Here is a 14,704-nt window from a genome sequence, read left to right as displayed (position 1 = left end):
TAGCGCTTCCAATTTTCATCCTTAAAAAATCAGGCGCAAAAATTTTTGAGCGTTATTTCTAATTCACAGTAGATAATTATTCGCACAAGATGAATGACATTAAGTTACACAATTATAAGTTATTTATTTTATTAAATTTTTATCAATTGTATCTAAAAATACATTCCGCTACATAACACGTGATTAAATCCCTTAGAAATGTTACAGAAAGTAATTTCAATTTTATGATTGAATCAGCGCCTGAGTGAACCTGCACAAAAAATCATCTTGGAAAGATGTTATTCATAAGGACATAAGGATGCGCCCATGAGTCAACTTAACCCCACCCTCATCACATTTATTTTTTATATTATTGCCATGGTTGGTATAGGACTGTATGCCTATAAATCCACCTCCGACTTTTCAGATTACATTCTCGAAGGACGCAGTCTGGGCAGTGTGGTCACCGCCCTTTCTGCAGGAGCTTCCGATATGAGTGGCTGGTTGCTCATGGGTTTACCCGGTGCGATCTATCTTTCAGGTTTGTCGGAAGCCTGGATTGCGATTGGCCTGATTATTGGCGCATGGCTGAACTGGCTGTTAGTCGCCGGTCGCCTACGTGTCCATACCGAAGTGCAGAACAATGCTTTAACCCTGCCGGACTATTTCACCAGTCGTTTCGGTGACCGCAAACGTGTGCTACGGATGATCTCAGCTCTGGTAATTCTGGTATTTTTCTCCATTTACTGTGCATCAGGCATGGTGGCTGGTGCACGACTATTCGAAAGTATTTTTGGCATGTCTTACACGACAGCGCTCTGGATCAGTGCAATCGCCACCATCAGCTATGTATGCATTGGTGGTTTCCTAGCAATTAGCTGGACCGATACCTTTCAGGCAGGACTGATGATTTTCGCGCTGCTGCTTACACCGATTATGGCTTACATGGCCATCGGTGATCATAGCCAGCAGTTGGCCACACTGATTGAAACAGCTCGTCCACATTCTACCAATATGCTTTCAGGATTAAGTACAGTCGCCATTTTATCATCTATGGCTTGGGGCTTAGGCTATTTTGGACAGCCACATATTTTGGTGCGTTTTATGGCAGCAGATTCGGTCAAGACCATTCCGGCAGCTCGTCGAATTGGCATGAGCTGGATGATTCTATGTTTAGGTGGTGCAGTCGGTGCCGGTTTCATTGGCATTGCTTACTTCCAGCAGCATGCAGAACTTGCCGGCGTGGTTTCCCAGAATCCTGAAACCATTTTTATGGAACTAACCAAAATCCTGTTTAATCCCTGGATTGCAGGCGTGATTTTGGCAGCAATTTTAGCGGCTGTGATGAGCACCCTGAGCTGTCAGCTTTTGGTCTGCTCAAGCACCCTGACGGAAGATTTATACAAAGCCTTCCTGCGCAAAAATGCTTCGCAAAAAGAACTGGTCTGGGTTGGACGCTTGATGGTACTGGCAATTGCAGTGCTTGCCATTATTCTGGCAAGCAATCCAAACAGTAAGGTTCTAGGTCTGGTTGCCTATGCCTGGGCTGGTTTCGGTGCTGCATTTGGCCCGCTGATTATCCTGTCCTTGTTCTGGAAACGCATGACCTTAAACGGCGCGATTATGGGAATTATTGTCGGTGCGGTAACCGTTATTTTATGGAAAAATACCATGACCAGCACCGGATTATATGAAATTATTCCCGGTTTTATTCTGTCATTTTTGAGCATTGTCGTGGTCAGCTTATTAGAAAAAGCTCCGTCACACGAAGTACTTCAGCGTTTCGAGCAGGCAGACGAATTGTACAAGAAAGAAATGGCAGAACTGCAAAATGGGCTACCCGCCCAATCTAAGAATGCAGGATAAAGCTTTGAGGATATTTTCTTTCACCAGATAAACTTCAAGGGGCATTAAGCCCCTTGTTTTATTTTTATCCTTTGTTTTTCAGATAAATTTTAGAACTTTCCTTAATCACTTCCATCACCGGATAACTTCGTGTCTCTTTAATTCCGGGAAGACGCCACAGGACCTGCCCTGAAATTTTCCGAAATTCATCCATATTGGCGCAGCGGATTTTCACGACAAAATCAAATCCGCCACTGATCATATGACATTCCACAATTTCAGGATATTGCATGATCGCATCAGAAAATTCTTCCAAAACATTGGGGGTAGTTTTATCCAGTAAAATCTCGACAAAGACCACGAAACTGGCATTGAGCATGTCAGGATTCAGCTTGGCTTCATAACCCAGAATAAACCCATCTTTGGTCAGTTTCTGTACCCTTGCCAAAGCCGCGGTCGGGGATAAATTTACCGCTTCGGCCAGTTTGATATTCGAAATCCGGCCATCATTTTGCAGAATATCTAAAATTTTGATATCTGTTCGGTCCAGGGTAAAAATCGGGCTGTGCATCAGAATTATTCTCTAAAATGAACCAAAATTATAGTGAGTTATTCGGCATTCTTTCTGTAATCATAAATTATATAAAGCATTTTACTCAACAAAAATTTGGCAGTCACAGGATGTTGGCATGAATATAATGGACACTGAAACCCGCTTTGACCAGACAAAACCTCACTTTGGATATATTACCGAATTCAAAGAAAAAAATGACTATGAAGTTGAGGTAAATACTGCCTGGCGCCGTGCTGAACCTGACTGTGTTGAACATTTACTGGAACATAGCCAGATTTCTGAACAGCTGAACCAGCGCATTTATGATCTGGCATTCGATCTTGCCCATAGCTTACGGGAACGTAAAAGCTCGAACGGTAAAGCCGGGATCGTACAGGGATTATTGCAAGAGTTTTCACTTTCCTCTCAGGAAGGTATTGCCCTGATGTGTCTGGCTGAAGCCTTGCTGCGAATTCCGGACAGCGCGACACGGGACTTGCTGATTCGCGACAAAATCAATCAGGGGAACTGGAAAGAACATGTCGGGCAAAGCAGCCTGATGTTTGTTAATGCGGCTGCCTGGGGGCTCATGCTGACCGGAAAACTGATGGAAACCCCAAAACAAAAGACTTTATCCAGCGTGCTCACAGGGCTTTTAGCCCGTAGTGGTCGCGGGATTATCCGTAAAGCTGTGGATGTCGCCATGCGGATGATGGGCGAGCAGTTTGTTACGGGTGAAACCATTCAGGAAGCGCTAGAACATGCAGAACAGCTAGAAGATAAAGGTTTCCGTTATTCCTATGACATGCTCGGTGAAGCCGCGCTGACCGAACATGATGCTGAACGCTATTTCCAGGATTATAGCAATGCCATCCATGCCATTGGTCAGGCCTCCAAAGACAAAGATGTCTATGACGGCCCGGGTATTTCCATCAAGCTTTCCGCCCTGCACCCACGTTATCAGCGTGCACAGATTGACCGTGTGCATGACGAGCTGTATCCCAAAGTGCTGCAATTGGCAGAACTGGCAAAACGCTACAATATTGGCCTGAACATTGATGCCGAAGAATCCGAACGTCTGGAAATTTCTTTAGAACTATTAGAGCGTTTATGTTTTGAGCCGGGCCTTGCCGACTGGAAAGGCATTGGTTTTGTGATTCAGGCCTATCAGAAACGCTGCTTCTACGTGGTGGACTATGTGGTGGACTTAGCCAAACGCAGTCAAAAACGTCTGATGATCCGTTTGGTTAAAGGTGCTTACTGGGATAGTGAAATCAAGAAGGCCCAAATTGAAGGCATGACGGACTACCCGGTGTTTACCCGTAAAGTGCATACCGACCTGTCTTATATTGCCTGTGCGAAAAAACTGTTGGCTGCGCCAGAGCAGATTTACCCGCAGTTCGCGACACATAATGCCCAGACTCTTGCAACCATTTATCATCTGGCCGATCCGAACCAATACTACAGTGGCCAATATGAATTCCAGTGCCTGCATGGCATGGGTGAACCACTGTATGAACAGGTGGTGGGCAATAAAACAGATAACAAACTGGGTGTGCCGTGCCGTATCTATGCCCCTGTAGGAAATCATGAAACCTTACTGGCTTATCTGGTAAGACGTTTACTGGAAAATGGTGCCAATACCTCTTTCGTCAACCGCATTGCAGATAAAAGCTTAGAAATTAAAGATCTGATTGAAAATCCGCATGCAGAGATTTTGAAAAATGCAGCCAAAGAATCACAGGTGGGTCAGAAACACCCGGCTATTCCACTAGCACCTGATTTGTACGGCGATAACCGTCCAAACTCAGCAGGTCTGGATTTAGCCAATGATCATGACCTGACCCACCTCAACCAGACTGCACACAACCTGAGTCAGCATCAATGGCAGGCTCAAGTCTTGGGTAAAAACCTCGGTGTTGAAAATGACTCAACGGATGCAACTTCACAATCACTTCTTATTGTGAATCCTGCCGATCATCTAGATGTCGTGGGTCATGTACAGGAAGCAAGTGCTGATCAGGTCAATCAGGCCCTGGATCATGCCGTGAATGCACAAGCTGAATGGAGCAATACAGCTAAAGACATGCGTGCCGCTTGCTTACAGCGTGCAGCGGATATCATGCAATCACGTTTGCAAGAATTGATGATTTTACTCTGTCGTGAAAGTGGTAAAACCTATGCCAATGCCATTGCCGAAGTTCGTGAAGCAGTCGACTTCCTGCGTTATTACGCCGCTCAAATCATCGATCTGGATGATGATGTTATTATTCAACCACTGGGTACGGTGTTATGTATCAGCCCGTGGAATTTTCCTTTGGCGATTTTTACCGGGCAAATCTCAGCTGCGTTGGTGGCAGGCAATACCGTGATTGCCAAACCGGCTGAACAAACGCCACTGATTGCCGCACAAGCGATCCAGATTTTGTGGGAAGCCGGCATTCCTCAAGATGTACTGCAACTTCTTCCGGGGCAAGGTGAAACAGTCGGTGCGCAATTAAGCGGTGATGCGCGTATTCAAGGCATCATGTTTACCGGTTCTACCGAAGTCGCCAAAATTTTGCAAAAGACCCTGGCGCAAAGACTGAGTCCATCAGGGCAGCCTATTCCACTGATTGCAGAAACAGGTGGGCAAAATGCCATGATTGTCGACTCGTCGGCATTGACCGAACAGGTGATTCTGGATGTGGTGAGCTCGGCTTATGATAGTACCGGTCAGCGCTGTTCAGCCCTGCGTGTGCTCTGCGTGCAAGAAGACAATGCCGATAGTGTTATCCATATGCTAAAAGGTGCCATGCAACAACTCTGTGTTGGCAATCCCGTGCTATTAAAAACCGATATCGGCCCGGTAATTGATCTTGAAGCACAAAGCAATATTCAGAAACATATTGATCAAATGCGCAGTAAAGGTCATTCCGTGCATCAACTGATGTTGAATCCTGAACAGGATCAAACCCTGGAACAAGGAACTTTTATTCCGCCAACCCTGATTGAACTGCCAAATCTGGACGATTTACAGCGTGAAGTATTTGGTCCGGTGCTGCATGTCATTCGCTACAAATATGGTCAATTAGAACAGCTGCTTGAGCAGATCAATAGCAAAAGTTATGGACTGACCATGGGACTGCATACCCGTATTGATGAGACCATTCAGACTGTCATTGCACAGGCAGAAGTCGGTAACTTATATATCAACCGTAATATTGTCGGTGCGGTGGTCGGTGTTCAGCCTTTTGGTGGTGAAGGCTTGTCCGGTACAGGCCCTAAAGCTGGCGGCCCGATTTATCTGTACCGTTTGATGCAGCACTGCTCTGCGAAAAAACTGGCTCGACCATTTGCAACTCAGGCACAAGCCACACAGCCAGCGCATCAGCCTTTATATGAAGTGTTTTATCAATGGGCAGAAAAAACCTTCCCGCAATATCAATTGCAACCGTGCCCTGCATGCTGTGCTGGCCATCATTATGAATTGCGAGGCCCGACCGGTGAAAGCAATCAATATGTGGTGTTGCCAAGAAAACATGTGCTGTCTTTGGCAGAACAAGAACAGGATCAGATTCAACAATTGGCGGCAATTTTTGCGGTTGGCAGCCAGCCTGTAGTGCTGACTGAAAATACCTTTGTGCTCAAATATCTTTCTAAAATGCCCAAAGAAATTGCACAGCGTTTTGCCGTAATCCAGAACATCGAAAGCGGAGAGTTTGATGCCGTGCTGCATCACGGCAGTAAAGCGCAACTGCAATACTTACAAACTCAAATTGCTGCCCGTTCCGGGGCGATTATTGGCATCACGCATTTAAAACCTCTGGATCATGATATTCCTTTAGAACGACTGGTGATTGAGCGTGCCATCAGTATCAATACCGCAGCCGCAGGAGGTAATGCCAGTCTGATGACTTTAAATTAAAACCTTAACGTCAACCCAAACGTAAATAATGCGCGTCAGCGCTTAACCTTATAACGAAATATCGTTTCCTCTTTGCCAAGTCAACTTCTCCCTGGTCTGGTTGACTTGGTTTCTTTTTTGTTCCGAAACTATTCCAACGACCCTCTTTTTTTCCTTTGAATAAAAATCTACATTTATCATTGTAAATATCAAAAAGCGCATTTGAATTTGAGTTCAATCTGTATATTTCTGCTGCTTATCGGGGAATAAGTTTAGTCATCTTAGGCAAACTTTGTTACCATCCCTGTTTTCAATGTGTTTGTGATTTTTACTGCATATGACTTCAGCTTATCAGTTACAACTTGATGCCAAGATTGCACGTATTTCTGCTCAATTTGCCGAGTTTAATCCTCCTTCTTTAGAAGTATTTCAGTCGCCTGAACAAAACTTCCGTATGCGCGCAGAATTCCGCATTTGGCATACTGACGACGATATGTTTTATGCGATGTTTGAACGCAGTGAAGATAATCAAAAACAGGTGATTCGCATTGACGAATTTCCAATTGCAGATAAAAGCATTAACGATTTAATGCCTGTTCTGTTAAAAGAACTGAAAGCAACAGAAATTCTATCTAAGCGTTTATTTGAAGTTCATTTTCTAGCAACATTAAAAGGTGAAATGCTGGTTTCACTGGTTTACCGTTGCCCACTCAATGCAGAATGGGAAGTTGCAGCAAAAGCACTGTCTGATAAGCTCAACATTAAAATTTATGGTCGTAGCCGTGGTCAACGTGTCATTTTGACAGATGATTATGTGGTGGAAGAGTTAAAAGTATTCGATCGTACTTATCAATATAAGCAAATCGAAAGCAGCTTTACTCAGCCCAATGCACAAGTCTGCCAAAAAATGCTGGAATGGGCATGCAATGCGGCCAAACAGTCAGATAAAGACTTACTGGAATTGTACTGTGGCAATGGCAACTTTACCCTGCCGCTGTCCACCAAGTTCAATCGCGTACTGGCAACCGAATTGGCCAAATCATCAGTCTATGCGGCGCAGTGGAATATTGAACAGAACCAGATTGATAATATTCAGGTGGCACGTTTATCGGCTGAAGAATTTACCGAGGCCTATAATGGCGAACGTGAATTCCGTCGCTTGCAGGAAGCAGAAATCGACATCACCAGCTATGACTTCGATACGGTATTTGTTGATCCGCCACGTGCAGGTATTGATGATGAAACATTAAAACTGCTACAGCGTTTTGAACGGATCATTTATATCTCATGTAATCCGGACACTTTACAGGACAATTTAAAGACTTTATCGAGTACGCATAAAGTGACCAAATTTGCCTTGTTTGATCAGTTCCCTTATACCCATCACGTCGAGTCGGGTGTGTTACTGGAAAAAATTTAAACAATTTATTTCTTTGTTAAGTTTGTAAATATCTTTACATCAATGAAGCTCAATTGAGCTTCATTTTTATTTCATTGAAAATAAATCATTTATAAATAATTCTGAATAGTAAATCTCATAATATCGTTAAAGTGTTCAATTACTATCGGAAAATTGAAGGTTCAATTGATTCTTTTATAGCTTTGGTAGACTTGTATTCCTCAAAAAACTGGATATATTTCGATCTATGTTAGGTTGTGTATGAAGGCTCTATGAGTTTTTGGCAAAAGCTGTTTTCTGCTCATCAACAGCAAAACGAACACAAGAATCAAATCTCGTGTGTTGAAAATGATTGCTCTTGCAAATCAAATGAACAATTGATCGAAGCTTTAGCTAAAGCAACAGATGAAAAAGTCATCATCGGAATTAAGAAAGTTTTAATTTCAAGAGGTTATAGCCGAAAAGAGTTAAATGAATTACAGCATCTACCACTGCGACAATAGAGTCTAAACCCTCTATATGAAGGCATTTAGTCAACTAAATGCCTTTTTATTTGTCCCCGAAAATTGTTATATAGCCCATTATGGCCAAATTTTAATACTTCGAAACACAGTTCCCATCATTTATCCAGAATCTGCTATGCCATACAATGTAAAAGTGCTCTACTAGAATAAGAATTTTAACAAACCAATAGAACAGCTAAACAAGTAAGAATAAAAGCAAGCAAGAATACAAGATAAAAAACAACAAGAGTAAAAAATAAAAATAAGCCTAAAAAGGAAAATATATGAAACGGTATTATCCTAGACTGGCAATATTATGCAGCCTAATCTCAAGTCATAGTCTGGCGGCAGCCATGGATCAATCAGGACAATCCGTGTTGCCTTTTCTGGAATCCGGGCATTACTTTGAAGCCTCTATTACCGCTGCCGATCCTGAAGTGTCCGGGCATACCTTAGGTTCACGTCCAGATCTGGTTAATCCTGACAGTGCTGATAATACAACCGATAATATTGCCCAGAATTTTCAGTACCAGAGTACCGCGCTGAAACTGCAATTCGTTCCAAATTTCTCTTTTGGCATTCTCTATGATCAGCCATTTGGTTCAGATTTACACTATCCATTAAAAGACAATGGCAGTTTCTCCGATACCGCACTTAGCCAGCAAGGTACTCAGGTCAATGTCGACAGCCAAAACCTGAGTTTTATTTTAGGCTATCAACCTGTCAAAAATATTAACCTGTATGCCGGTCCTGCCTATCAAACCGTAGAAGGTCATGTTGCACTTCGTGGGCTGGTATATGCCCAATTTAATGGATATAACGCTACATTTAAACAAGATACTTCACTCGGCTGGAAAGCCGGTTTTGCCTATCAAGTTCCCGAACTTGAATTAAAGGCTGCCTTGACTTATCACTCGAAAATAAATCATAAAATCAATGTAGAAGAAAACATTTTGGGCACACCTCTACTCCTAACAGACAATGCCAAAACCAAAATTTCTACCCCACAATCGGTCAATCTGGATTTCCAGACCAGTATCATGAGCGGAACTTTACTGTACTCGAACATTCGATGGGTCAACTGGAAAGATTTTGTGATACGTCCTACCCAGTTCGGCGCATTATCGGCACTTGCCACCACGACACTGAGCAATGGTACTTATAACGAAGGCTTTAATCTGGATGATTATCAAAAAGACCAATGGAGTGTGACCTTAGGCATTGCAAGACAACTGAGCACGAAATGGTCCGCTGCATTTGATCTTGGTTGGGATTCAGGTACAGGGAATCCAGCATCAATTTTAAATCCTACAAAAGGCTATAAGAGCATCGGCTTGGGATTACAGTTTAATCCTGAACCCAACTATTTTATTTCAGGGGGTATCAAATACTATTGGCTTGGTGATGCAACTGCACAAGATGGCACTTATTATCTTCCCCTTCCCGGCATATCTGAAGCTTCACAGGTCGGTGAATTTAGCAACAACCATGCGATAGGCTATGGTTTAAAAATTGGCTACAGGTTTTAATGGCTGGCGAACTTCATTTATTGAGTAGCACAGTTCTGTTGATCGATATAGACCACCATCGGTCCCAGATTAAACAATGAATCTGAACGTTTTAATTGCGGAATATAGGCACTTGAGATTGAACCGTCCAGATACAGGGCATTTTGCACTTTAAGCTGTTGTTTAAAAAATTGCGCTAATTGATAAAAACTGACTGCATTTCGACTGAGCACGAAATATAAGCTTTGATCCTTCATCCCGACCGCATTTCAGATTTTAAATGAATCTGAATCTTTTAAAAATTTAGGATTAATCTGCCCATCAATCACCAGCATAGGCCCCGATTGCGTCGCATATTCGGCATTAAACCTAAGCTTTTGATAATCTTCGGTCTTTGCGATCAGGCTATGATGCCGATTCCAGACCAATACCCCATTGGGTTGCAGATGAAAATTGCCATATGCTTGCTTGACCGTGTTGAGTTTTTGCTGTTGCTGAGCTGCTTCAATATATAATCCGACCGGAGAATAGTCTGCATGATACATCCCGGCATTCATGGCAAAGAGCAGCTTTTCACATGCTTTCAGCTGTTTTGCCACAGCTTTAAATTTACCTAAAGGTTGATGGGTCTGGCGATCATTTAAAAACAGGCGCAAGTTTTGTGGCTGATCTATTTTTACAATATCAACATCTACGGTATCACTTTGCCAACGCTGAGTATAAAGCTCTGCATAAGTGACGTGGTTCAAACCGATTAAGGTGATAACTGCACATTTTATTAACAATATTTTCTTCATGCTGCTATGGCTCATGAGGTATGCTGAATCCTGACATTTTTAATGCGCTGTAGTGTCTATATAAAAGCTAGTCAACTCAGTGAAATAGTCGATTCTTTTATAAAGAAGCAGTAAACTAAGTCACTAAAATATATTTGTAACTTTATTGGTTAAACGTCTACATGCAACAGCAGAAAATACGATTTCCTTTAGGGGCGCATCTTATCGTTAAACATTTTGGATATTCTCATCACGGCATTTATGCAGGTCGTGGCCGGGTTATTCATTATTCAGGTTTTGCCCATTTATTTAAGAAACGTCCCATTGAGATTACCTCACTGGAAAAATTCAGCTTTGGCAAAACCATCATGGTTCAGCAATATAACAATCCTAAATTTCGCGGCCGCAAAGTGGTACGGCGTATGCGTTCACGCATGAACGAAAACCAGTATCATCTGATTATTAACAACTGCGAACACTTATGTACTTGGGCCATTACCGGTGTGGAAAGCAGTCCTCAAGTCATCCGCATGATGAACCGTTTAACCACTATTGGTTATGTCAGCTCTCTCATGAGTTTTATGAACAGCATGCTGCTGACCCTCACCACCACCTGTTTTGCCCTAGTGTTGTACATCAAGAAAAAGTTACGTGATAAGGCAAAAAAACAGATTCCGCATTATTTATGGTTAAAAGAACAGAATCCCAAGCAGTGATCGAACCGGTCTGTCTTTTCCATTGCAGCCATAAAATTCCAAGTGGCCTCAACCAGAACAGGAGATGTTTTAGTGAGCTGCAGGATGACGCTTTTTCTATCTGTAGCTCCTAGGCTTACCCCTGATCCATGACAGTTTATATTCAGGTTTAAATCACCCCCATTTCGACAAATGGCGGAAACTTGTCATTGACCAGATTTAACTGCGCTCCATATTCCAGGTAAGCCTTACAGCCATCCAGCACAGTGGTAAAATCACCTGTTTGCTCAATCACAAAAGCAATTAAGTCTGAGCCTTGCAGAGAAATATCATAATTGCGAATGCGAAGATAAGTCTCTTGTGCTGTTAACTTCTCAAAAATAAAATCTACCGTGCTCTTGGGTTCTCCCCAAGTAAACTGGATCAGCTCATTATGAATCAGCTGTTCGACATAAACACTGCGGGTCACTTCATATTTTTCCCAATACCAGTCTACCGTTCTGTTTTCTATCAAGTGTCCGGTAGATGAAGTAAACCAGAACTTGCTGGTGATTTCGGGGTCAATAAAGGCATTAAACACCTCTGCAACCGGTTTGCGAATTAACATCTGGGTTTCTATGACTACGCTCATTGCGTTCTTCCTTTTTATTCTTCTTCTCAGTGATAGCACACATCCGAAATTCATGGCTATCACTGAATTGTTAAAGACTTAAACGGCGCCATGTAGAGGCAAAAATAATTTTTCTAAACTTAACTTAAATTACCTCTATAGCTTGAAAGTACTGGTGGAATTTCAGCCCCTAATGAACTTAACATTTCCCGTTCAATATTTCGCACAATCGAATTGAGGGGTAAATCATTTTCCTGAAGTCCAAATGGTTCTTCCAACTCTGCGCTGAGCGCATCCAAACCTAAAAATAAATAGGCAATTAATGCCACAATTACAGGTGTCCAAATACCAAAACTCGCTTCAATACTGAACGGCAAAATTAAACAGAATGAATAAACTGCCCGATGCAATAAAACTGAATAAGAAAATGGCAATGGCGTAGTCATAATACGATCACAGCCTGCATGAATATCGCCCATGGCAACCGTATGTCTAGTCAACGTACTATAGATAATGTCGCTGATTTGACCTTGCTTATAAAACAGCACCAAATCTTTTTGTATGATCTCAAGTAAATACTGCGGCGCATTGATATGTTCAGCACACTGCTGCCATTGCGCATCGCTTAAATTGACAGCATTTCGGAAATGTTGAATATCTGTTGCTTGATGACGTAAGCGGTCGCGTAGCAGGTAACAAAATAACATAACCCGATACATCAAAATCTGACGTTGAGAGCCTTCCAGCACATGACTATCACGAATAATATGCCGTGTATTGGCAATCAGTGCACCCCAAAGCTTGCGCCCTTCCCACCAGCGATCATAACAAGCCGTATTCCTAAAACTTAAGAAAATCGAAAGAATCACACCGAAGATGGTAAAGCCAATGGCAGGAACTTCTGGCATAGTCAAGAAATGTGCTGCACTTAAATACACCAACAGTGCCGATAAACTGACTACAACCGCTAGAGCTGGCATCACTTTAGGTAAAATTGTGCCATGCCATGCAAATAACAGCATAAAGCTATTATTTTTATCTCGAATAATCACAAATTTCCCCTGATGAAACCTAGTTGCTTCAATGTGTATAAAATAGATGTCATGAAAAAGCCCAACCGAAGTTGAGCTTGATCTAAACATTTTTGACTCAACAGTGAATCATCCTAGAGCATAAACAATGTTATTTTCCAGGCTTAAAGCTGTCTTTTAAGTCCAAAATACGGTTAAACACTGGTTTTTCTGCCGTGTGATCATATTGATCTGCAACGAAATAACCTTCACGTTCAAACTGGAAGCGGTCTTCAGGCTTCGCTTCGGCTAAAGCCGGTTCAATCACCGCTTGAACCACTTTGAGTGATTCCGGATTTAAGTTGGCAAGGAAGTCATCGCCCACTTCCGGATCAGACTCGGTGAATAAACGGTCGTAAATACGTATTTCTGCAGGCACACCTTGAGTTGCAGATACCCAGTGAATAACGCCTTTCACTTTACGCCCTTCCGGGTTCTTGCCTAAAGTTTCCGGATCGATTGAACATTTCAGTTCAACCACTTCACCATTGGCATCTTTAATCACTTCATCGCACTTGATCACATAAGCATGGCGTAAACGTACTTCGCCTTCTGGAATTAAGCGTTTAAAGCCTTTAGGCGGTACTTCTTCAAAGTCTTTACGGTCAATATAAATTTCAGACGTTAATGGAATGATACGATCACCCATATCAACGTTCGGATGACGTGCATGACTCAGGTTCATTGCTTCAGGCAGGTTAGTCAAAGTCACTTTCAATGGATTCAACACCGCCATGCCACGTGCAGCGGTATTTTCCAAAGACTGACGGATACAGTATTCCAGCATGGCTACATCGACAATACCGTCAGACTTTGACACACCCACGCGTTTACAGAAATCACGCAAACCTTCAGGCGTGAAACCGCGGCGGCGCATCCCTACAACGGTTGGCATACGCGGGTCATCCCAACCTTGTACAAAGCCACCTTCTACCAGTTTACGTAATTTACGCTTAGAGGTAATGGTGTAATCGACATTTAGACGGCTTGATTCGTACTGACGTGGAACGGCTGGAGATTTAACTTTCTCGATAACCCAGTCATAAAACGGACGGTGATCCTGGAATTCCAAGGTACATAAAGAGTGAGTCACACCTTCAATGGCATCGGATAATGGATGCGCATAGTCGTACATTGGATAGATTTTCCATTTATCGCCAGTCTGGTGATGAGCAGAATGCAGAATTCGATACAGGATCGGATCACGCATATGCACGTTTGGAGAAGCCATATCAATTTTGGCACGCAATACAGCCTGACCTTCACCCAGCTCGCCATTACGCATTTGTTCAAAACGCGCCAGGTTTTCTTCTACAGTCGCGTCACGGAATGGAGAGTTTTTACCTGGCTCTACAAATGAACCACGGTTTAACTTGATTTCTTCAGGTGTTTGCAAATCTACATAGGCATCACCCTGTTCAATCAGTTGTACTGCCCATGTGTACAATTGATCAAAATAGCTAGATGCATAGCGAGGTTCACCATTCCAGTTAAAACCGAGCCATTTTACGTCGTTGGCAATCCCATCCACATATTCTTGTTCTTCTGCGTCCGGGTTGGTATCGTCAAAACGCAGGTTACATACGCCGTCAAATTCTTGTGCAATACCAAAGTTCAAACAAATCGCTTTCACGTGACCAATGTGTAAATAACCATTCGGTTCCGGTGGAAAACGCGTGATCACTTGCTGTGTAAGGCCTGCTGCCAAATCGTCAGTAATGACCTGGCGTACAAAATCTAAGCCAGGCTGTTGTTCTTGCTGCGCAGCATCGACAGGTTGAGTACTTGTTGTCGGGTTATTTGGCAGGGATGAAACAACATCATTCGGCTTCATAGTTGATAAATCACTTCTATAAGATAAAATAGGATAATTAAAACGC

General features: G+C 42.7%; 10 protein-coding genes and 1 pseudogene. 6 read left to right on the top strand and 5 right to left on the bottom strand.

The window, feature by feature from the left end; all coding sequences use genetic code 11:
- Positions 1–306: 306 nt before the first annotated feature.
- On the top strand, positions 307–1,845 hold the full coding sequence (gene putP, locus GTU69_RS03820) for a sodium/proline symporter PutP (protein ID WP_166168287.1): 1,539 nt from the start codon (positions 307–309) through the stop codon (positions 1,843–1,845).
- A gap of 64 nt (positions 1,846–1,909) precedes the next feature.
- On the opposite strand, the gene GTU69_RS03815 is transcribed toward putP, so the two are convergent.
- Entirely contained in the window at positions 1,910–2,395 is a 486-nt protein-coding gene (locus GTU69_RS03815) for an Lrp/AsnC ligand binding domain-containing protein (RefSeq protein ID WP_166168284.1), read from the bottom strand.
- A gap of 118 nt (positions 2,396–2,513) precedes the next feature.
- Here GTU69_RS03815 and putA point away from each other — a divergent pair, with 118 nt between their 5' ends.
- The 4 genes from putA (at position 2,514) to GTU69_RS03795 (ending at position 9,694) form a co-directional block, all read left to right on the top strand.
- The gene (putA, locus tag GTU69_RS03810) at positions 2,514–6,284 is read left to right on the top strand and encodes a trifunctional transcriptional regulator/proline dehydrogenase/L-glutamate gamma-semialdehyde dehydrogenase (protein WP_166168281.1); all 3,771 of its coding nucleotides are present in this window, start codon (positions 2,514–2,516) and stop codon (positions 6,282–6,284) included.
- Between the two features lie 316 nt (positions 6,285–6,600).
- Entirely contained in the window at positions 6,601–7,683 is a 1,083-nt protein-coding gene (gene trmA, locus GTU69_RS03805) for a tRNA (uridine(54)-C5)-methyltransferase TrmA (RefSeq protein WP_166168278.1), read from the top strand.
- 251 nt (positions 7,684–7,934) lie between these two features.
- On the top strand, positions 7,935–8,165 hold the full coding sequence (locus GTU69_RS03800; protein ID WP_166168275.1) for a hypothetical protein: 231 nt from the start codon (positions 7,935–7,937) through the stop codon (positions 8,163–8,165).
- 284 nt (positions 8,166–8,449) lie between these two features.
- Positions 8,450–9,694, top strand: a complete 1,245-nt coding sequence (locus tag GTU69_RS03795) for an outer membrane protein transport protein (RefSeq protein WP_166168272.1) — start codon at positions 8,450–8,452, stop codon at positions 9,692–9,694.
- 17 nt (positions 9,695–9,711) lie between these two features.
- Here the strand turns inward: GTU69_RS03795 and GTU69_RS03790 are convergent.
- A pseudogene (locus GTU69_RS03790) lies at positions 9,712–10,470 on the bottom strand (phosphodiester glycosidase family protein).
- A 161-nt stretch (positions 10,471–10,631) separates the two neighbouring features.
- On the opposite strand from GTU69_RS03790, the gene GTU69_RS03785 reads away from it, so the two are divergent.
- A complete protein-coding gene (locus tag GTU69_RS03785; RefSeq protein WP_166168269.1) occupies positions 10,632–11,165 on the top strand; it encodes a lecithin retinol acyltransferase family protein in 534 nt (177 codons plus the stop codon).
- Between the two features lie 148 nt (positions 11,166–11,313).
- Here GTU69_RS03785 and GTU69_RS03780 read toward each other — a convergent pair whose 3' ends face one another.
- The 3 genes from GTU69_RS03780 to GTU69_RS03770 all read right to left on the bottom strand — a co-directional run bounded on the left by GTU69_RS03780 (position 11,314) and on the right by GTU69_RS03770 (position 14,658).
- Positions 11,314–11,775, bottom strand: a complete 462-nt coding sequence (locus tag GTU69_RS03780; protein WP_166168266.1) for an SRPBCC domain-containing protein — start codon at positions 11,773–11,775, stop codon at positions 11,314–11,316.
- A gap of 119 nt (positions 11,776–11,894) precedes the next feature.
- Positions 11,895–12,806, bottom strand: a complete 912-nt coding sequence (locus tag GTU69_RS03775; RefSeq protein ID WP_166168263.1) for a bestrophin family protein — start codon at positions 12,804–12,806, stop codon at positions 11,895–11,897.
- 130 nt (positions 12,807–12,936) lie between these two features.
- The gene (locus GTU69_RS03770) at positions 12,937–14,658 is read right to left on the bottom strand and encodes a glutamine--tRNA ligase/YqeY domain fusion protein (RefSeq protein WP_166168260.1); all 1,722 of its coding nucleotides are present in this window, start codon (positions 14,656–14,658) and stop codon (positions 12,937–12,939) included.
- Positions 14,659–14,704: the final 46 nt, after the last annotated feature.

It is taken from the genome of Acinetobacter sp. SA01 (genome assembly GCF_011319235.1).
Taxonomy (GTDB): domain Bacteria; phylum Pseudomonadota; class Gammaproteobacteria; order Pseudomonadales; family Moraxellaceae; genus Acinetobacter.
Note: the sequence above shows the minus strand (reverse complement) of the source record. Positions and strands in the feature narration are given on the sequence as shown.

Bases quoted from the DNA above. Each gene is read 5' to 3' on its own strand.
- trmA (WP_166168278.1), top strand. From the start codon at position 6,601: ATGACTTCAGCTTATCAGTTACAACTTGATGCCAAGATTGCACGTATT.
- GTU69_RS03785 (WP_166168269.1), top strand. From the start codon at position 10,632: ATGCAACAGCAGAAAATACGATTTCCTTTAGGGGCGCATCTTATCGTT.
- GTU69_RS03770 (WP_166168260.1), bottom strand. From the start codon at position 14,658: ATGAAGCCGAATGATGTTGTTTCATCCCTGCCAAATAACCCGACAACA.
- putP (WP_166168287.1), top strand. From the start codon at position 307: ATGAGTCAACTTAACCCCACCCTCATCACATTTATTTTTTATATTATT.
- GTU69_RS03795 (WP_166168272.1), top strand. From the start codon at position 8,450: ATGAAACGGTATTATCCTAGACTGGCAATATTATGCAGCCTAATCTCA.
- putA (WP_166168281.1), top strand. From the start codon at position 2,514: ATGAATATAATGGACACTGAAACCCGCTTTGACCAGACAAAACCTCAC.
- GTU69_RS03780 (WP_166168266.1), bottom strand. From the start codon at position 11,775: ATGAGCGTAGTCATAGAAACCCAGATGTTAATTCGCAAACCGGTTGCA.
- GTU69_RS03815 (WP_166168284.1), bottom strand. From the start codon at position 2,395: ATGCACAGCCCGATTTTTACCCTGGACCGAACAGATATCAAAATTTTA.
- GTU69_RS03800 (WP_166168275.1), top strand. From the start codon at position 7,935: ATGAGTTTTTGGCAAAAGCTGTTTTCTGCTCATCAACAGCAAAACGAA.